16 protein-coding genes are annotated in these 18,039 nt (G+C 72.7%); 8 read left to right on the top strand and 8 right to left on the bottom strand.

What is annotated here, in order from left to right:
* Positions 1-57: 57 nt before the first annotated feature.
* The 5 genes from ACZ45E_RS33340 (at position 58) to ACZ45E_RS33320 (ending at position 4,419) form a co-directional block, all read left to right on the top strand.
* A complete protein-coding gene (locus ACZ45E_RS33340; protein WP_468228171.1) occupies positions 58-1,290 on the top strand; it encodes an NAD(P)/FAD-dependent oxidoreductase in 1,233 nt (410 codons plus the stop codon).
* 86 nt (positions 1,291-1,376) lie between these two features.
* Complete coding sequence (locus tag ACZ45E_RS33335; RefSeq protein WP_468228169.1) at positions 1,377-1,742, top strand: Rv2175c family DNA-binding protein; 366 nt, start codon at positions 1,377-1,379, stop codon at positions 1,740-1,742.
* Positions 1,743-1,814: 72 nt separating this feature from the next.
* On the top strand, positions 1,815-2,462 hold the full coding sequence (gene thiE / locus ACZ45E_RS33330) for a thiamine phosphate synthase (RefSeq protein ID WP_468228166.1): 648 nt from the start codon (positions 1,815-1,817) through the stop codon (positions 2,460-2,462).
* A gap of 97 nt (positions 2,463-2,559) precedes the next feature.
* On the top strand, positions 2,560-3,480 hold the full coding sequence (gene metF / locus ACZ45E_RS33325; RefSeq protein WP_468228165.1) for a methylenetetrahydrofolate reductase [NAD(P)H]: 921 nt from the start codon (positions 2,560-2,562) through the stop codon (positions 3,478-3,480).
* Positions 3,481-3,525: 45 nt separating this feature from the next.
* Positions 3,526-4,419, top strand: a complete 894-nt coding sequence (locus ACZ45E_RS33320; protein WP_468228163.1) for a hypothetical protein — start codon at positions 3,526-3,528, stop codon at positions 4,417-4,419.
* 31 nt (positions 4,420-4,450) lie between these two features.
* Here the strand turns inward: ACZ45E_RS33320 and ACZ45E_RS33315 are convergent, their stop codons facing one another.
* The 5 genes from ACZ45E_RS33315 to ACZ45E_RS33295 all read right to left on the bottom strand — a co-directional run bounded on the left by ACZ45E_RS33315 (position 4,451) and on the right by ACZ45E_RS33295 (position 10,404).
* Positions 4,451-5,947, bottom strand: coding sequence for a phytoene desaturase family protein (locus ACZ45E_RS33315; RefSeq protein WP_468228161.1), 1,497 nt, complete (start codon positions 5,945-5,947; stop codon positions 4,451-4,453).
* A gap of 43 nt (positions 5,948-5,990) precedes the next feature.
* Positions 5,991-6,602: a DUF4126 domain-containing protein gene (locus ACZ45E_RS33310; protein ID WP_468228159.1), complete on the bottom strand. Its 612-nt coding sequence runs from the start codon at positions 6,600-6,602 to the stop codon at positions 5,991-5,993.
* Between the two features lie 304 nt (positions 6,603-6,906).
* A complete protein-coding gene (locus ACZ45E_RS33305; protein WP_468228157.1) occupies positions 6,907-7,533 on the bottom strand; it encodes a TetR/AcrR family transcriptional regulator in 627 nt (208 codons plus the stop codon).
* A gap of 35 nt (positions 7,534-7,568) precedes the next feature.
* Positions 7,569-9,653 (bottom strand): YhgE/Pip family protein, encoded by a 2,085-nt coding sequence (locus tag ACZ45E_RS33300; RefSeq protein ID WP_468228154.1) that lies wholly within the window; start codon positions 9,651-9,653, stop codon positions 7,569-7,571.
* Positions 9,625-10,404, bottom strand: a complete 780-nt coding sequence (locus ACZ45E_RS33295; RefSeq protein ID WP_468228151.1) for an ATP-binding cassette domain-containing protein — start codon at positions 10,402-10,404, stop codon at positions 9,625-9,627. The genes ACZ45E_RS33300 and ACZ45E_RS33295 overlap by 29 nt, the downstream gene beginning before the upstream one ends.
* A 184-nt stretch (positions 10,405-10,588) precedes the next feature.
* Here ACZ45E_RS33295 and ACZ45E_RS33290 point away from each other — a divergent pair, with 184 nt between their 5' ends.
* The 3 genes from ACZ45E_RS33290 to ACZ45E_RS33280 all read left to right on the top strand — a co-directional run bounded on the left by ACZ45E_RS33290 (position 10,589) and on the right by ACZ45E_RS33280 (position 12,829).
* On the top strand, positions 10,589-11,143 hold the full coding sequence (locus tag ACZ45E_RS33290) for an SAV_6107 family HEPN domain-containing protein (protein WP_468228148.1): 555 nt from the start codon (positions 10,589-10,591) through the stop codon (positions 11,141-11,143).
* A gap of 195 nt (positions 11,144-11,338) precedes the next feature.
* Positions 11,339-12,148 carry a class I SAM-dependent methyltransferase gene (locus ACZ45E_RS33285; RefSeq protein ID WP_468228301.1) on the top strand — a complete coding sequence of 270 codons (810 nt, stop codon included), beginning with the start codon at positions 11,339-11,341 and terminating at the stop codon, positions 12,146-12,148.
* A 276-nt stretch (positions 12,149-12,424) separates the two neighbouring features.
* Positions 12,425-12,829 carry a DUF3040 domain-containing protein gene (locus ACZ45E_RS33280; RefSeq protein WP_324768364.1) on the top strand — a complete coding sequence of 135 codons (405 nt, stop codon included), beginning with the start codon at positions 12,425-12,427 and terminating at the stop codon, positions 12,827-12,829.
* Positions 12,830-12,969: 140 nt separating this feature from the next.
* Here ACZ45E_RS33280 and ACZ45E_RS33275 read toward each other — a convergent pair whose 3' ends face one another.
* From ACZ45E_RS33275 to ACZ45E_RS33265, 3 genes are read right to left on the bottom strand one after another with little or no spacing between them, the layout of a single operon-like run.
* Positions 12,970-15,390 (bottom strand): transglutaminase TgpA family protein, encoded by a 2,421-nt coding sequence (locus ACZ45E_RS33275; protein WP_468228144.1) that lies wholly within the window; start codon positions 15,388-15,390, stop codon positions 12,970-12,972.
* Positions 15,387-16,781 carry a DUF58 domain-containing protein gene (locus ACZ45E_RS33270; protein WP_468228142.1) on the bottom strand — a complete coding sequence of 465 codons (1,395 nt, stop codon included), beginning with the start codon at positions 16,779-16,781 and terminating at the stop codon, positions 15,387-15,389. Before ACZ45E_RS33270 ends, ACZ45E_RS33275 begins: the two co-directional genes overlap by 4 nt.
* Entirely contained in the window at positions 16,781-17,821 is a 1,041-nt protein-coding gene (locus ACZ45E_RS33265) for an AAA family ATPase (protein WP_468228139.1), read from the bottom strand. Before ACZ45E_RS33265 ends, ACZ45E_RS33270 begins: the two co-directional genes overlap by 1 nt.
* Positions 17,822-18,039 lie beyond the last annotated feature (218 nt).

The raw sequence follows: 18,039 nt of genomic DNA, 5'->3' as shown, positions 1-18,039 counted from the left end.
GCGCGGGAGTGGCCCGCGCCGCTGACTGACGCAAGATCAGGTGCTTAAGGTGATCCGATGAGCGAGCAGCGGAGCGGCAACGGAACACCTCCAGGACAGCGGCGCGTCGTCGTCGTCGGCGCGGGCATGGCCGGCGTGCAGACGGCCGTGGCCCTGCGAGAACAGGGCTTCGCCGGCTCCGTCACGCTGCTCGGCGCCGAGCCCCACCCGCCCTACGACCGGCCGCCGCTCTCCAAGGCCGTCCTGCTCGGCAAGGCCGACGGTTCCGCCTTCGACGTGGACTTCGAGGCGCTCGGCGTCACCCTTGAGGTGGGCCGCGTGGTCACCGGGCTGCGCCCCGGCGACCACGAGCTGGACACGGCCGCCGGGCCGGTCCCCTACGACGTGCTCGTCGTCGCCACCGGCGCCGAACCCGTCCGGCTGCCGGGCACCGAAGCCGTCCCCGACGTCCATCTGCTGCGCACCCTGGACGACGCGGAGCGGCTGCGGCCCGTCCTGGCGGAACAGCGCGACGTGGTGGTCGTGGGCGCCGGGTGGATCGGTGCCGAGTTCGCCACCGCCGCCCGCGAGGCCGGTTGCCGGGTCACCGTCGTGGAGGCCGCCGGGCGACCGCTGGCCGGGGCGCTGCCCGCCGAGATGGCGGCGCCCATGGCGGCCTGGTACGCGGACGCCGGAGCCCGGTTGCGTACCCACGCGCGCGTGGAGCGCGTCGAGCCGGGCTTCGTGGTCCTGGACGACGGGACGCGGCTGCCCGCCGGGGCCGTCGTCGTCGGCATCGGCGCCCGCCCGGCCACCGGCTGGCTGGCCGGTTCCGGCATCGGCCTGGGTGCCCACCGCGAGGTACTGGCGGACGCGAGCCTGCGCACGTCCCTGCCCGACGTGTACGCCGTCGGGGACTGCGCCTCGTTCCCCTCGGGGCGCTACGGGGAGCGGCTGCTGGTCCACCACTGGGACAACGCCCTCCAGGGGCCGCGCACGGTCGCGGCGAACATCATCGGTGAGACACCGGCGGTGTACGACCCGGTGCCCTACTTCTGGTCCGAGCAGTTCGGCCGCTTCGTGCAGTACGCGGGCCATCACGGCGCCGCCGACACGACGGTGTGGCGCGGCGACCCCACCGGCGCGGCCTGGTCGGTCTGCTGGCTGCGCGAGGGCGCCCTGGTGGCCGTGCTGGCCGTCGGCAAACCCCGCGACCTGGCGCAGGGCCGCAAACTCATCGACGCGGGCACCGTGCTGGACCCGGACCGGCTCGCCGACCCGGCCCGACCCCTGAAGTCCGCCGTGGCCTGACCGGTCGGGCCGCCACCGCGGGGCTGGAACACCTGGTCGGCCCGCCCCGGCTTCCGACTGTCAGTCCGGGATGGCACGCTTGTCCCGTGACCGAGATTGACGCAAAGATCGATGCTCTCGTCCCCGACTGGCTCACCCTCCCCGACATCGCCGAGCAATTCGGCATCGAGGTGACGCGTGTGCGACAGCTGGTGAAAGAGGGCCAGGTGATCGCCGTACGCCGTGGTGAGAACAGGGCGCTGCACGTGCCCGCCGCCTTCATCGACGACGACAAGATCGTCAAGGGCCTCACCGGCACCCTGACGCTCCTGCGGGACGACGGCTTCAGCGACGCGGAGATGCTGGAGTGGCTCTTCACCCCCGACCCGACCCTGCCGGGCACGCCCGCGCAGGCCCTGAGCGAGAATCGCGGCACGGAGGTGAAGCGTCGCGCCCAGGCGCTCGCCGTCTGACCTGACAACCGTCCGGCGTGCGCACCACGGCCTCGTGGTGCGCACGTCATCGACACCAACGGGGGATGTCCCATGGCCGACCCGAAGCGCGCGCAGCTCGCCGATGCCCGGCTCTACCTGTGCACCGACGCCCGCAAGCGCCAAGGCGACCTGCCGGAGTTCCTCGACGCCGTGCTGGCCGGCGGTGTGGACATCGTCCAGCTGCGCGACAAGGGCATGGAGGCCGGCGAGGAGCTGGAACACCTCGCCGTCTTCGCCGAGGCGGCCCGCCGCCACGGCAAGCTCTTCGCGGTCAACGACCGGGCGGACGTCGCTCACGCGAGCGGCTCGGACGTGCTCCACCTGGGCCAGGGCGACCTGCCCGTCCCCGCGGCCCGCGCCCTCCTCGGCGAGGACGTCCTCCTGGGCCGCTCCACGCACGCCGACACGGAGGCCGCCGCGGCCGCCGTCCAGGAGGGCGTGGACTACTTCTGCACCGGCCCCTGCTGGCCGACCCCGACCAAGCCCGGCCGGCCCGCCCCCGGTCTCGACCTGGTGCGCCACACCGCGGGCCTCGGCACCGACCGCCCCTGGTTCGCCATCGGCGGCATCGACCTGGGGAACCTGGACGAGGTCCTGGAGGCCGGCGCCCGGCGCGTCGTCGTCGTCCGCGCCCTCACGGAGGCCGACGATCCGGCCGCCGCGGCGGCCGAGTTCGCCAAGCGTCTGCGTTCGATGTGACCCCTGGGAAACGCCGCCGAGAAGCGGCGTCGAGCGCACCTGTCCGCAAGGTGGACGGGGATTAGGGGCTACCGGATTCCGTCAGTAACCTGCCCGTATGGCCTTTGGCACCGCTTCCACCAGGACTGATCGAGCCCGCACCGTGCGCGACATGCTCGCGGCCGGGAAGACCACGTACTCGTTCGAGTTCTCCGCGCCGAAAACCGCGAAGGGCGAGCGCAACCTGTGGAACGCGCTGCGCAGGGTCGAGGCCGTCTCGCCGGACTTCGTCTCCGTGACGTACGGCGCCGGTGGCTCCACGCGCGCGGGCACGGTCAGGGAGACCGAGCAGATCGTCGCGGACACGACGCTGACGCCGGTCGCCCACATCACCGCCGTCGAGCATTCGATCGCCGAACTGCGCAACATCATCGGCCAGTACGCCGACGCCGGCATCCGCAACATGCTCGCGGTGCGCGGAGACCCGCCGGGCGACCCCACGGCCGACTGGGTCTCGCACCCCGAGGGGCTGACGTACGCGGCCGAACTCGTCGAGCTGATCAAGGAGTCGGGGGACTTCTGCGTCGGCGTCGCCGCGTTCCCCGCGATGCATCCGCGCTCCGCGGACTGGGACAACGACGTGCGGCACTTCGTGGACAAGTGCCGGGCGGGCGCCGATTACGCGATCACGCAGATGTTCTTCTACCCGGAGGAGTACCTGCGACTGCGCGACCGGGTCGCGGCGGCGGGCTGCGACACCCCCATCATCCCGGAATGCATGCCGGTGACGAGCGTGCGCATGCTCGAACGTCTGCCGGTGCTCAGCAACGCGGACTTCCCCCCGGCGCTGAAAGAGCGGATCCTCACAGCGAAAGACGATCCTGCCGCTGTACGCTCCATTGGCATCGAGTTCGCCACGGAGTTCTGCGCGAAGCTGCTTGACGAGGGTGTACCGGGTCTGCACTTCATTACGCTCAACAACTCCACTGCGACGCTGGAGATCTACGAAAACCTGGGCCTGCACGACCAGCGGGCCTGATCGGCCGTACCCGCACGGGGTGACGGCCGTACGAGAGGGGCGTACATGGGCTGGGCGGTCCTCTATGCGGCATTCGGACTGGTGGCGCTGTGGCTCCTCGGTGAGGTGCTGCTGCAGTACAAGGCACGACTGCGCTGGCGCCTGCTCGCCTTCGGCGGCTTCCTCGGCGTGGTCCTCGGCGTTCTGATGCCCTCGGTGCTCGTCATCGCCGCCGGGGCCATCGCCTTCGCGGTCGGGCAGACGTACGTCACGCTCTCCTTCCGCAGCGGCTTCGCGGCGGGCTGGGCCCTCAAGAACGCCCCCGGCGGGGCCGAGAGCGGCAGCAGGGGCGGCAGCAAGCGCCGCCGGAAGGACCCCGCGCGCCAGGAGCCGACGCTCGAGGTCTCCGACCTGGAGTACGAGCAGGGGGCGCAGGAGTACGCGCACACCCCGCAACCCCCTCAGACCCCGGCCGAGTCCACCGCGGTGTACGCCACCACCGAGCCGATGCCCGACGACACCGGCCAGTACGGCGTCTACAGCGACACGGCGTACGCCCAGGCGACACAGGCCGACCAGGACCACCAGGGGTACGGCTACGAGACCGGGGCCTACGGCTACGAGCAGCAGAACTACGGCTACGACGCCGGGCAGCAGCCGTACGCCGCGCCCTACTCGGACCCGTACATCGGGGCCCAGACGTATCCGGCGCAGCCGCAGTACGGCGACCCGTACGCCACCGGCCAGCAGCAGTACGGCGACCCGTACGCGGCGGACGCGGGGTACGGCACGGACACGCCCCCCGGCGGCGTCTGGGTGCCGCAGCAGCGCAACGGTGACGAGCAGCAGCAGGGTTACGGCGGAGAACTGCCGCCCGAGCAGCCCTATCCGGCGTACCCGCAGCACGACCCGGACCCCGGGTACGACAACGGCTACAACGAGCAGCAGTACCGGTACTGACAGCCGGTCCTCCGGGGCGGCCCGCCGCGGTTCACTGCGAGCCGCGGAACTCCGGGCCCTCCACGATCAGCCCCGCCACCAGCGCTCCCGACATGCCCGCGTGCGGCAGCCCGCCGCCCGGGTGCGACCAGCCGCCCACGGCGAAGAGGCCCGGCAGCTCCGTCCCGTTCGCCGGGTGCAGCAGACGTCCCCCGGCGGCGGCCAGCGCGGGTGCGGGCACGGCCCCGCCCGCCGCTCCGGTCGCCTCCGCGATGTCCTGGGGCGTACGGATCTCGTGCCACAGAAGACGGTCACGCAGACCGGGCACGGCGCGCTCGGCCGCCGCGAGGACCGCTGCCACATCGGTCTCGTCCACGCGCGCGTGCGGCGGCACGGTCACGGTCACGGTGACCGCCTCGTGGTCGGCGTCGGGGACCTGTGACGGCTCCGCGGCCCGCAGCACCGCGACCGTCGGTCTCGCGGGCCGGGGACCGCCCTCGAACAGCCACGCCAACTCGGCGCCCCGGTCCGTCCCGTGCACCACCGTCCGGTACGGCGTGCCCTCGGGCCGGGGCCCGCGCAGCGCCAGATGGACCGTGAGCCGGCTGGGCGTCGCCGACTCGGACCGCGCCGGTACCGCGCCCCGCACCGGCTGTCCTGGCAGCAGCCCGTCGAGCACGCTCGGCGCGACACCGGCCACCACGAACTCGGCGTCCTCGACGGAGCCCCCGGCCAGCTCGACACCGGCCGCGCGGCCGTCCTTCACCACGATCCGGGTGACGGCCGTCCCGAACCCGAACGCGACCTTGCGCTCCAGACAGCGCGCGTACACCGCGTCCGCGAGCGCCCGCAGGCCCCCGCTCACCGCCCACGTGCCGAACGTCTGCTCCATGTACGGCAGCACGGCCGCGCTCGCCGGTGCCGTACGCGGATCGAGGCCGTACGCCAGCGCGTACTGCTCCAGAAGTGCCACCAGGCGCGGCTCCCCGCCCAGCTCGAACGCGCCGATCTCGGCGAGCGTCGTCGCTCCGCGGTCCTTGCGCAGCAGGCGCCGCCGGGGCACGGCCGGGTACGGCTCGCGGTCGGCGAGCACCTCCCAGTTCGGCCACAGGGGCTCTTCGAGGAGGGGGCGCCGGGAACGGTCCCAGGCCTCCCGCGCCCGGTTCATGAACGCCGACCAGCGCTCGCCCGCGCCCGCGCCGACCACCGCGTCCAGCGCCTCGGCGACCCCGGCACGCCGCGCGTTCGGCAGGTCCGTCGTCGTGCCGTCCGCGAAGACGTGGCGCACCGCGGGCTCCACCTGGGTGAGGCCGACGAGGTCCTCCAGGGGCTTCTTGCCCGTCTTGACGAACAAGTCGCGGTAGACCGCCGGCAGGGGGAGCAGCCCGGGCCCCGTGTCGAACGCGAAGCCGTCGCGCTCGAACCGGCCGACGGCGCCGCCGTACGTCGACGCGCGCTCGAAGACCACCGGCCGGTGGCCCGCCACGGCCAGCCGGGCGGCCGCCGCCATGGCGCCCAGCCCCGCGCCGATCACCGCAATTCGTGCCATGGCAGGGACTCTAGCGGCCGTCACCGACCAGGCCGCCCGCAGGTCAGGGGGGCGGCGGCGCCGCACGGGCGAGGCGCTTCTCCTCGCGCCGCTGGGCGCGTCTGCGCAGGAACCGGCGGATGCGCCGGACGAGCAGGAACAGCATCAGCAGACCGAGGACCAGCAGCACCGCCGCGATGATCGCGGCCGCCTCGGGGTGGAACATCGCGAACGTCACGATGCCCGCGACGCCCAGGTCCTCCGCGGTGCTCAGCACGAAGTTCGACACCGGCTCGGGCGAGGTGTTGACCGCCATCCGGGTGCCGGCCTTCACCGCGTGACTGGCCAGGGCCGTGGAGCCGCCGACCGCGCCCGCCGCCAGATCGGACAGCGAACCGCTCTGCCCGGCGAGCAGCGCCCCGACGACCGCGCCCGACACCGGCCGGATCACGGTGTGCACCGAGTCCCAGACCGAGTCGACGTAAGGGATCTTGTCGGCGACGGCCTCGCACAGGAAGAGCACACCGGCCACGATCAGGACGTCCGGGCGCTGCAACGACTCGGGGACCTCGTCGGTCAGCCCGGTCGCGCCGAAGATGCCGAGCAGCAGGACCACCGCGTACGCGTTGATGCCGCTCGCCCAGCCACTGGTGAAGACCAGGGGGAGTACGGACACGGAAAAGATCGTAACCAGTAAGGAACTCTCCGTGCCTGAGGATGAGCGCGCACGGCTGAGTATCCGTACTCAAGGGAGGAGATGAGTAGGTGCACGGATGGGGCGCGACCTGCGTGGAGAGGAGAGTGGGGGCCACGGAGAGGGGCGCGGCTCCGGTACCGCCGACACGGGGCGGCGGAACGGATGCGGCGCCCTTGGCCGCTCCTCTCGCCCGCGAGGGTGGGAGCGAGGCACGGGGGAATCGGGGGATACGCCGGTCCGGTGAGGCCTGAGTGAGACCACAGGCCTTGCCGGACCGGCGCTTTCACGCCTTGCGGGTCGGCGCGGGGCCGCCCGCCACGCGGCCCTGGAGCAGCAGCGACAGCGCGGCGTGCACGTCGTCCAGGGAGCGTTCCGGCTGGAACGCCTGCCAGTCGAGCGCGGCCACCAGGACCATGCCGACCAGGGCGGCCGCCGTCAGCGGGATGTCGATCTCGTCGCTCAGTTCACCGTTGGCCACCGCGTCGCGCAGCACGCCCTCGATGACGGCCACCGCCTCCTGGCGGACCACCGCGAGGGTGGACTGCCAGGCACGGTTGGTGCGCCACAGCTCGGCCACGTAGAGCTGGGTGAAGGCCGGGTACTCGTCGATGAAGACGAGGCCGGCGCGGATCATCGCGTCCAGGGCGTCGACCTTGCTGCCGCCTGCTTCGTCCGTCTTCTGTGCCGCGTCCCGCAAGGAGGTGGTCAAGAGCCCGACGCCGTGTCGCAGCAGCTCCTCGAAGAGGACCGACTTACTGGCGAAGTTGTAGTAGACGGTGCCCTTCGCGACGCCGGCGCGCTCGGCGATCTCGTCGACCGTCGTCGCGGAGAACCCCTGCTCCGCGATGAGCGTGACAGCGGCCTCGTAGAGCTTCTGCCGGGTGGCCTGGCGCCGTGTGCTGCTTTCCATGCCCCTGATTCTCACAGGCCGCCGCGCGGGGGCGCTCACAGGCTCAGCTCCGGATGCAGCCGGTCCAGGGTCCACACCTGCTTGCGTCGGGCCGTCAGGGCGGTGAGGGCGAGCGCGGCCGCCGTGAAGCCGGCCAGCACCGCGCACGCCTGCCACACGGGCCCGAGCCCGCCGCCGGAGATCAGCCGGCGCAGCGCCTCGACGACGTAGCTCATGGGGAGGTACGGGTGGATCGCGTTGAAGAAGCCCGGGCTCGTCTGCACCGGGTAGGTGCCGCCCGCCGACGTCAGTTGCAGCATCAGGAGGGCGAGCACGAGGATGCGGCCCGCCGCACCGAAGCGCGCGTTCAGCCACTGCACGAGGGCCGCGAAGCACGCCGTGACCAGGAACAGGAAGCCGACCGTCCCGGCCGCGTGCAGCATCCGCAGCCCGAGCCCCCAGTGCAGTACGGACATCAGCGCCGCCACCTGGAGCAGCCCGAGGGCGGCGACCGGCAGCCAGCCCGCGAGTGTCACGCGCCATGAGGAGGCGCCGACGGCGAGGGCCCGCCGATTCAGCGGCTGGATCAGCATGTAGGCGACCATGGCGCCCACCCACAGGGACAGCGGAATGAAGTACGGCGCGAAGCCCGTCCCGTAATTGGGCGCCTTGTGCAGCGACTGCGAGGCCAGCCGCACCGGGTCGGCCATCACCTGGGTGCGCTGATCGCGGTCCTTCTTGTCGTAGTCGGGGATCTTCCGGACGCCGTCGTGCAGCCCGCCCGCCAGCTTCCCCGAGCCGTCGGCCAGCTTGAACATGCCGCCATTGAGGTCGTTCGCCCCGGTCTTCAACTTGCCCACACCGGTGTCGAGTGCGGTGGAGCCGGTCTGTGCCGTGCCCAGACCTGTATGCAGCTTCTTCGCACCCGTGGCGACCTGGCCCGCGCCCTTGTTGAGCTTGTTGATCTGGGCGACCGCGTCCTCGACGTCCTTGTCGAGCGTCGGGGCCCGCTCGGCGAGCGCCTCCGACTGCGTCTGGAGGGTCTTCAGATGGCTGTCCATGAGGTCCAGGTCGCCGTGCTCGTCCTGGATGAGCGTGTTCAGGTCGTCGGAGACGGTGGCGACGTCCGCCGCCGCCGACGCCGCCTTCTTCAGGTCCGGGCAGGCGGGGTCGTCGAGCAGCGCCTTCCCGCAGCGCCGTTCGTAGATCGCGGCAAGGACGTCGGATCCCGCGTGGGCGCCCTTGCGTGCGGCGGGCGCGAGGGTGACCAGGTCGTCGAGGTTCTGCCGGACGCCCTTCGCGGAGTCGGCGACGAGCCGTGCCGCGTCACCGATCTGCTTCTTGTTGCCCTTCAGGAAGGGCAGCACCTTGTCGGCGGCGCCGTTGACCTTGTCCGCGAGGGACTGGGTGCCGTCGGAGACCTGTCGGGAACCCGTCTCCAGGTCGGCGGCGCCCTTGTCGAGCTTCGTCAGACCGCTCGCCAGGTCGCCGCTGCCCTTCTTGGCGTCCTTCAGACCGTCGGCCAGGTCCTTCGAGCCCTTCTTGGCCTTGCCGATGCCGCCCTTCAGGTCGTCCGCGCCCCTCGCCGCCTTCTGCGTCGCGTCATGGATGTCGGAGAACGAGATGAAGATCTTGTCGAGGAAGGACCGCGACGCGTTCGTGGACGCGGCTGAGCGCACCTCGGAGAAGACCGTCCGGGAGATCTGCCCGACGATGTAGTTGTTCGCGTCGTTGGTGCGTACCCGCAGGGCGCCGGTCTCGGGAGCGTCCCCGGAACTGGACGCGATCCGCTTGCTGAAGTCGCCGGGCATCGTCAGCGACAGGTAGTACCTGCCGTCCTCCACGCCCTGTTCGGCCTGCGCCGCGCTGACCTCGTGCCATTGGAAGGTGTCGCTGTCGAACAGGCCCTTCGTGATGTCGTCGCCCGCGGTGATCCTCTTCCCGGCGGCGGTCGCGCCTCGGTCGTCGTTGACGAGTGCCACGGGGATCTTGTCCAGCCGCCCGTACGGGTCCCAGAAGGACCACAGGTACAGCGCGCCGTAGAGCAGGGGCAGCAGCAGAAGCGCGACGAGCGCGGCGCGCGGCAGCTTTCCCCTGCCGAAGCGCCTGAGCTCAAGCGCGGCCAGCTTCGGCGAGCGCATCGGCCGTCTCCTTGTCGGTGTCGTTCGGGGTGGTGGCCCGCGCGGGGGCGGTGGTGACGACGACGTCGGCGCTCTCCTGCGCCTCGCTGCACACGGCGACGACGGTGGTGCCCGCCGCCGAGACGGCGCGCAACTGGGCCCAGACCTCCGCCCGTTCGGCGTCCGCGAGCTTCAGGTCGATGTCGTCGACGCCGATCAGCAGTGGCCGGCCGACGAGCGCGAGCGCCAGGGAGAGCCGCAGCGCCTCGACGCGCTCCAGGTCCCGTACGGCCGTACGGGCACCCTTCGGCAGGGCTTCGAGGTCCAGCCCCGCGCCGGACAGGGCGGTGTCGATCCGCCGCTTCGCCTCGCTCACGCGCTCGGAGCGCGGGCGCAGCAACCCGCGCAGCGCGCCGTCGAACCGCCGTTGCAGGAGCGCCCGTTCCCGCAAATGCTCCGCCACGGTGAGCGCCGGATCGAGATCGGTCACCCCCGGCACGTGCGCGAGCGCGCTCACGCGCCGTACGGCGGTCATCTGCCGGGGCAGCCGCAGCTCGCCGACGCGGGCCGTCCCCTCGGCGGAGCGCATCCGTCCCGTCAGCGCGAGCAGCAGACAGGTCCGGCCGCTGCCGGAGGGCCCCTCGACCGCGATGAGCGAGCCGGGCGCCGCCTCGATGTCGACACCGCGGAACGCCCAGCCGCGCGGGCCCTTCACCCCGAACCCCGCGGCGGTGACAGCGGCCCCGCCCTCCGGGCTGTCCGGACCGTCCATGACGACGTCCCCCTCGACGACTCTTCTGTACTGACCAGCTCTTTGTACTGACCAGTCAGTGCAAAAGTTAGCCCGAACCCCCTGCCGGAGCAAAAAGACCTGGTCAGCGCCGATTGTCAGTGGTGTGTCGCACCATGGGCACATACGGCCACTGCGCCGTCACACAGACGACAGGAGGTTCGTCATGGCCAGGTATCCCGCAGCCGCCGCACGCCGCCGCGCAACCACCGGCCCTGCCCCCTCACTGACCGGACCGGCGAGCGACGTCCACCCCGTGCTGCGCCGCGCGACCGCTCCGCCCGCCGCCCTCGACCTGCTCGCCCAGGCCCGCGCCGGACTCGACGAGGCGGCCGTGCTGGAGACCCCCAACGAGCGGTACGCCACCGCCCACCTCGCCGCCCTGCGCACCGCCGCCGCCGTGCTCGCGGCCCGAGGCCGGCCCGAGGCCACGCCCAGGCGCCGCGCGAGGATACGGAGCGCCTGGGAGGTGCTCCCCGAGATAGCGCCCGAACTGTCCGAGTGGGGCGCCCTGTTCGCCGCCGGAGCCACCCGCCGGGCGCGCGCGGAGGCGGGCATACGCGGGGCGGCGACCGCCCGCGACGCCGATGACCTGCTGCGCGACGTGGCGATGTTCCTGCGGCTGGTCGAGCGGATGCTCGTCCTGCAACCGGTGCTGCCCCAGCCACGCCAGGAGGGCGGCGCCCGGGCGCCGGGGCGGGAGGTGCCCGACGCGGGGTGAGGGGCGCGGGACGGGGTGAGGGGCCCGGGACGCCTCGGGCGGAGCCGCGGCCGGGCGGGACCGCAGCCGCGCGCACGCGTCGCCGGGCGGAGCCGCGGCCACGTACGCGCGTGGCATGGCCGTCGGCCCGCGCCCATTAGGGTGGAGGCGCCCGAACTTGTTCACGCCGAGGAGCCAGCTGCCGTGTCGGACCCGATGCGCCCCCCCGTCTCCCATCCTCGAACGACGTCGTCGCGCACCGACCCCTCGCGATCCCGAGCCTCGCTCCGTACCGCCGTGGTCCGGGAGGTCCTCAAGGACGCCCTCGACCGCCGCGCCAAGGCCGCGGGAAGCCAGACGCTGGACGTCCTCGACACCGGCGGCGGCAGCGGCAACTTCGCGGTGCCGGCCGCCCGTATGGGCCACCGCGTCACCGTCGTCGACCCCAGCCCGAACGCGCTGTTCGCGCTCGAGCGCCGGGCCGCCGAGGCCGGCGTGGCCGACCGGGTGCGCGGCGTCCAGGGCGACGTCTCGGGCCTGTTCGACGTCGTCGAGCGTGACGCGTACGACGCCGTCCTGTGCCACGGGGTCCTGGAGTACGTCGAGGAACCCGCGGAGGGCGTCCGCAACGCGGTGGGCGCGCTGCGCTCCGGCGGCGTGCTCAGCCTGCTCGCCGCGGGTCTCGGCGGCGCCGTACTCGCGCGGGCCCTCGCCGGTCACTTCAAGGAGGCCAGGCAGGCGCTCGGTGACCCGGCGGGCCGCTGGGGCGAGGGCGACCCGGTACCCAGGCGCTTCACCGCCGAGCAGCTCTCCCGGCTCGTCGGCGACGCGGGTGTGGACGTCGGCGCGGTGCACGGCGTGCGGGTCTTCGCCGACCTGGTCCCGGGGGTCCTCGTGGACACCGAGCCCGGGGCCTTCCAGGAGCTGCTGGAGCTGGAGGCGGCCGTCGCCGAGCTGCCCGCCTTCCACGCCGTGGCGACCCAGCTGCACGTGCTGGGCGAGAAGCGGGCGACGCAAGAGAGCTGAGTGACCGCGGTGACCCACCGCTGATCAGCGGCGCAGCGGCAGATGGAGTACGCCACAGGCCCCCCGATCGGGCTCCTCGCGCCGTATGATCGGGGTGGACCGCCCGGCATGACGGGCCGGACACCGGGGAATGACGCCTTTGGTGAGCCGGAGCGGCGTGACGCGGTCCGCAATGGTGAAGTTGGCGTAGAGGGGCGGGTTTCACGGGGGCGATTCCCTGCCTATCCTGAAGGGGACCCCCGGTCGCCCCGGCGACTGCACGATGAGGAGGACTCCGTGCCGCTCTCGGAGCACGAGCAGCGAATGCTCGAGCAGATGGAGCGAGCGCTGTACGCCGAAGATCCCAAGTTCGCGACAGCGCTTGAGGGAAGCGGGCTGCGTACGTACACCCGACGTCGGGTCTACCAGGCAGTCGCGGGCTTCCTGGTGGGTATCGCGCTCCTCATGGCAGGTATGGTCGCGCAGCAGATCTGGATCAGTGTGGTGGGGTTCCTCGTCATGCTGGGGTGTGCGGTGCTCGCCGTCACGGGGTGGCGCAAAGCGCCCAAGCCGGGCGAACAGCCGGCGGGAGCGGTGCCAGGCGCGCCGGCCGCCCGACGGCAGAGCAAACCGAAGCGCTCGATGATGGACCGGATCGAGCAGCGCTGGCAGCGCCGCCGCGACGAGCAGGGCGGCCGCTGAGCGGCTCGGCCGCCGTCGGATTCTCGACACGTACGAAAGGGTGACCGCCTCGGCGGTCACCCTTTGCGCGTAACGGACCGGCGGTCACCCTTTGCGCGTAACGGCCCCGGGCGGAGACGAGGCGTCGGCCCCGAGGGCGCTCAGCTCTCCTGGCCGGAGGGGCGGGAGCGGGAGGACCGGGCGAGCACCGAGGACCATCGGGTCCGCAGGCGCACGGAGAACGACTCCCGGCGCCGCGACAGCTCCCACACCACCCGGACGGCCGAGCGCGGCGCGAGCGTCGCACGCAGCCTCGCCGGACGGCTCGCTTTCGCGTGCAACCCCTCGACCAGCCGCCGCACGTCCTCACCGAGGCCCGGGGCGGGCGCGGGCCGCGGCGCGTACAGCACCTGCTCCACCGCCGCCGCCACCCGGTGCACGGCCTCGGCGGCCGCCGGATCGAGCTGCCCGATCCGCACGATGCGCGCGGCCGCCTTCCGCGGGGTGTGCGCGTCGTCCGGCGCGATGCCGTGGTCCCAGGCGGTGTCCGTCACCTCGCGCCAGGCCGCCAGCGCCCGCGTAGCGGCGTCGGCTTCCGTGCGGCCGAAGGAGCCGAGCCGCCGCGACCTGACCCGCCTGCGCCACAGCAGCGGCAGCAGCGGCACCACGAGGACCAGCAGGACGGCCAGGGCCACCAGCAGGATCGAGCCGAACGGCGGGCCGTCGTCCGTCGAGCCGCCCACGACCGCCGGGGCCGTGTTGCCACAGCTGCCGTCCTTGCGCTGGGCCGCCGAGCAGCTCTCCGAGGACGAGGGCTGCGAGGCCGAGGGGGCCGAGGAGGCGGACTCGCTCGGCGCCGCCGGATCGCTCGGGCCGCCCACCGGGGTGTTGTCCTGCGTGTACTCCGGGACCGTGCCCCGGTTCGGGGTCGGCTCGAAGCGGGTCCAGCCGACGCCCTCGAAGTACAGCTCGGGCCAGGCGTGCGCGTCCCGCAGGCCCACCGAGTAGCTGCCGTCACCCGCGGGCGAGCCGGGCGTGAACCCGACCGCGACGCGGGCCGGGATGCCCAGCGTCCGGGCCATCGCCGCCATCGAGAAGGAGAAGTGGACGCAGAAGCCCTCTTTCTGCTTCAGGAAGCGGGCGATGGCGGCGGAACCGCTGCCCGCCTGCACCTCGGTGTTGTACGTGAAGCCGCCGTTGACGGCGAAGTAGTCCTGCAGCTTGACCGCACGCTCGTAGTTGTCCGCCGCGCCCCGCGTCACCCGCAGGGCGGTCGTGCGCACCACGTCCGGCAGCGAGCTGGGCACCTTCGTGAACTCGCGCGCGAGATCCGCCGGCGGCGCCCCGGCGTTGGCCAGCTGTTCCGCCGTCGGCCGCACGATCAGGCTGTCGACGCTGTACGACTTCCCGCGCGTCGTCTGCCCGTGGTCGCCCACCAGGGTCCGGCCGACCTGCTCGAACCGCCAGCGCCCGTTGATCGACACCTGTGTCGCGGGGTACGGCATCGGCAGCCAGTCCTGCGCGTACCGGTCGGCTGCCGCGATCCGGGTCTTGATCTCGGTCCTGCCGATGTCCGCGCCGAGCCCCGGCGGACTCGGAAGCGGGGACGGCACATCGGTGATGCTGCGCACCGAGGGCCGCCAGGTCGTGCCGTCGAACTCGTCGAGCGAGACGATCCGCAGATACAGGTCGGACGTCTGTTCGGCGTTGGTCCGGTACGTCATCACGGTCCGGTCCTCCGGCTGGTTCAGGCTGTTCTGCAGCGAGACCAGGGGGTTGACCGCGGAGATGGTGCCGCCGCCACCCGCACCGTTGCCCACACCGCTGCCGGACGGGCCGAGCAGGCCGCCGTCGAGGGCGGGCAGGGCGAGCGGCACGACGAGCGCGATGCCCAGTGCGAGGACGCCGATGCGGCGACCGGTGCGCACCGGTGCGATCGCGCCGCCCCCACTGCCCTGCCCCGGTGTCCCCGCGGGCACGCGCGCGGTGCCGCCGAACACCCGGCCCCACTGCGAGAGCCGGTCCCGGCTCTCGGCGAGCAGCAACAGAAGGTAGCCGCCGGCCGCGAACAGGAACCAGAGCCAGTCCGCCCCGCCGTCGGAGAGCCCCGCTGCGACCGAGTACAGGGCGAGTAGCGGGAGTCCGGCCGGGGCCGCGCTGCGGAACGTCACCGCGAGCGCGTCCACCGCGAGCCCTATGACCAGGGCGCCGCCGACCAGCATCAGCCGGATGCCGTCGGACAGCGGCGCCGGGATCATGTAGCGGCCGACGTCGTCGCCACCGGCCTCCAGGAGCAGGCCGAAGTGCCGGAACGCCTCCGGACCCGGGACGATCGAGCCGAGCGCCTGCTCGCGCGCGAAGACGAGCGTGAGCAGCAGCAAGGAGACCAGGGCCTGGGCCGCGACCGTCAGCGGCCGGGCGAGCGGGACCCTGCGGGCCGCCGCGCCCACCGCGGCCTGGATCACCAGCAGGATCGCCGCCTGCAAGATCCAGGTGGACTTGTCGACCAGCGGCAGCAGCGCGCACGCGGCCAGGAACGTGGCCAGCGTCGCGCAGACCGACAGACGCGCCCCGCCGCTCATGACCAACCCCCTGTGCTGATCGGGGCCGATGCCCCCGTACGCTCCCGGTCCGCCTGCCGCCACACGTCCACGACCGACGCGCCGGGCGGCACGACCACCGCGTTCCAGCCGGCCTCCCGCAGCATGCGCAACCGCTCGGCGCACTGCTGGGAGGGGGGAGCCCCCGGCCCCTGGGCCCAGGAGGAGCTGTCCATCAGGAAGGCGACCGCGCCGCCGCTGCGCTGACGCATCTTGGCGACCACCGCAGCCTGTGCCTCGTCCAGGTCGCCGAAGAAGGCGATCAGAAGTCCTTCGTTCCCGCCGCGCAGCACGTCGTACGCGGCGGAGAGCGTGTACGCGTCGGAGTGGTCGACCACGGCGAGGGTGTCCATCATCAGACCGGCCGCGTCCGCCGACTCCTGGCCGGCGCCCGCGAACCCGTCCGTCCCCTCACCCGGCACCGTGCTGCCCGTGTCCGTCAACAGCCGGACGGAGAAGCCGCGTTCCAGCATGTGCACCAGGGCCGAGGCGGTGCCGGACACCGCCCATTCGAAGGCCGAGTCGGGGCCCGCGCCCCGAAAGGCCGCACCGCGCGTGTCGAGCAGCACCGTGCAGCGGGCCCGCTGCGGCTGCTCCTCGCGGCGCACCATCAGCTCGCCGTAGCGCGCCGTCGAGCGCCAGTGGACGCGGCGCAGATCGTCGCCGTACCGGTACCCGCGCGGGATCACGTCGTCCTCACCGGCCAGCGCCAGCGAGCGCTGCCGCCCGTCCCCGTACCCCTTGGCCTCACCGGAGAGCCGTACCGGCGGCAGCGGCTCCACGCGCGGGATCACCGTCAGGGCGTCGTACGTGGAGAAGGAGCGGGTCAGTTCGCACATGCCGAAGGGGTCGGTGAGCCGCAGTTGCAGCGGGCCCAGCGGATAGCGGCCGCGCAGGTCCGAGCGGACCCGGTAGGAGACCTCGCGGCGCCCGCCCGCCTCCACGCGGTCGAGGACGAAGCGGGGCCGCGGCCCGAGCACGTACGGCACCCGGTCCTGGAGCATCAGCAGACCCGTGGGCAGCCGCGAGATGTTGTCCATCCGCAGGTGCACGCGCGCCTCCGAACCGGCGGACACGCGCGCGGGGGAGAGGCGGCGGCTGCCCGCGACCCGGTAGCGGGTGCGGTACAGGACGCCCGCGCAGACCAGCGGCAGGACCGCGAGGAGCAGTCCGACCCGGAGCAGATCGCTCTGGCCGAGGACGTACGCGCAGATCGCCGCGGCGATCCCGGCCGCCAGGAACGAGCGGCCGCGTGTGGTCAGTCCGGCGAGCGCGGTGCGCAGACCGCTCTTGTCGCCCTTGTCGTTCGTCGCGCCGTCGCTCTCGGTGTAACCGCCCCCGGTGTCCGCCGCGTCGTACCCCCCCACCGCCATCAGAGCCTCCGCGGGCCGGGCGGCTGCTGGCCGTAGATCGGGGGAGCCGGGTCGTAGCTCTGGTGCGCGCGCGTGTCGGCCGCCGGGACCGGGATGCGCTGGAGGATGTCGAGGACGACCTGCTCGGCGGTGCGCCGGTTCAACTGGGCCTGCGCGGTGGGCAGCAGACGGTGCGCCAGGACCGCGACGGCCAGTGCCTGCACGTCGTCCGGCAGCGCGTAGTCGCGGCCGCTGAGCGCCGCCGAGGCCTTGGCCGCCCGCAGCAGATGCAGCGTCGCGCGCGGGGACGCGCCGAGTCTGAGGTCCGGGTGGGTGCGCGTGGCGGCCACCAGGTCGACCGCGTAGCGCCGTACGGCGTCGGCGACGTGGACCGTGCGCACGGCGTCGACCAGCTTCACGATGTCGTGGGCGTGCGCCACCGGCTGCAGATCGTCCAGGGGCGAGGCGCCCCCGTGGACGTCCAGCATCTGAAGCTCGGCCTCCGCGTTCGGATAGCCGATGGAGACGCGGGCCATGAAGCGGTCGCGCTGGGCTTCCGGCAGCGGGTACGTGCCCTCCATCTCGACCGGGTTCTGTGTGGCCACCACCATGAAGGGGCTGGGCAGTTCGTAGGTCTTCCCGTCGATGGTGACCTGGCGCTCCTCCATGGACTCCAGGAGCGCCGACTGCGTCTTCGGGGAGGCGCGGTTGATCTCGTCGCCGATCACGATCTGCGCGAAGATCGCCCCCGGCTTGAACTCGAAGTCCCGACGCTGCTGGTCCCAGATGGAGACCCCGGTGATGTCCGACGGCAGCAGGTCGGGTGTGAACTGGATGCGGCGCACCGAGCAGTCGATGGACCGCGCCAGCGCCTTGGCGAGCATCGTCTTGCCGACGCCCGGCACATCCTCGATGAGCAGGTGCCCCTCCGCGAGCAGCACGGTCAGCGAAAGCCGTACGACCTCCGGCTTGCCCTCGATCACACTCTCCACCGACCTGCGGACACGCTCCGCGGTGGTGGTCAGATCAGTGAGGCTCGCTCGATCGTCATAGGTCGTCACCCGGCCCTCCTCGGCCTTACTTTGCCGGGCCGACGCTCTGCGATGCGGACCGGCCCACCCCGAAACACGGACACCACGCGCGAAGAGTTCCGTCGCTCGCGCGGGGTGTCACCTACGCATTCTTGTTGGCGTTACCGGTTCGTGTCACTCGCCTGTGGATAACTGGCCGCGATATGTCGGGTCTTACGACCTTTTGAGGGTATGCCGGGCATGCCGGA

This window comes from Streptomyces sp. NPDC030991 (assembly GCF_055571235.1).
Note: the sequence above shows the minus strand (reverse complement) of the source record. Positions and strands in the feature narration are given on the sequence as shown.

Excerpts from the sequence above, each read along its gene's own strand:
- ACZ45E_RS33275 (WP_468228144.1), bottom strand. The coding sequence starts at position 15,390 with ATGAGCGGCGGGGCGCGTCTGTCGGTCTGCGCGACGCTGGCCACGTTC.
- ACZ45E_RS33290 (WP_468228148.1), top strand. The coding sequence starts at position 10,589 with ATGGCCAGGTATCCCGCAGCCGCCGCACGCCGCCGCGCAACCACCGGC.
- ACZ45E_RS33300 (WP_468228154.1), bottom strand. The coding sequence starts at position 9,653 with ATGCGCTCGCCGAAGCTGGCCGCGCTTGAGCTCAGGCGCTTCGGCAGG.
- ACZ45E_RS33315 (WP_468228161.1), bottom strand. The coding sequence starts at position 5,947 with ATGGCACGAATTGCGGTGATCGGCGCGGGGCTGGGCGCCATGGCGGCG.
- ACZ45E_RS33270 (WP_468228142.1), bottom strand. The coding sequence starts at position 16,781 with ATGGCGGTGGGGGGGTACGACGCGGCGGACACCGGGGGCGGTTACACC.
- thiE (WP_468228166.1), top strand. The coding sequence starts at position 1,815 with ATGGCCGACCCGAAGCGCGCGCAGCTCGCCGATGCCCGGCTCTACCTG.
- ACZ45E_RS33295 (WP_468228151.1), bottom strand. The coding sequence starts at position 10,404 with ATGGACGGTCCGGACAGCCCGGAGGGCGGGGCCGCTGTCACCGCCGCG.
- metF (WP_468228165.1), top strand. The coding sequence starts at position 2,560 with ATGGCCTTTGGCACCGCTTCCACCAGGACTGATCGAGCCCGCACCGTG.
- ACZ45E_RS33320 (WP_468228163.1), top strand. The coding sequence starts at position 3,526 with ATGGGCTGGGCGGTCCTCTATGCGGCATTCGGACTGGTGGCGCTGTGG.
- ACZ45E_RS33285 (WP_468228301.1), top strand. The coding sequence starts at position 11,339 with ATGCGCCCCCCCGTCTCCCATCCTCGAACGACGTCGTCGCGCACCGAC.
- ACZ45E_RS33340 (WP_468228171.1), top strand. The coding sequence starts at position 58 with ATGAGCGAGCAGCGGAGCGGCAACGGAACACCTCCAGGACAGCGGCGC.
- ACZ45E_RS33305 (WP_468228157.1), bottom strand. The coding sequence starts at position 7,533 with ATGGAAAGCAGCACACGGCGCCAGGCCACCCGGCAGAAGCTCTACGAG.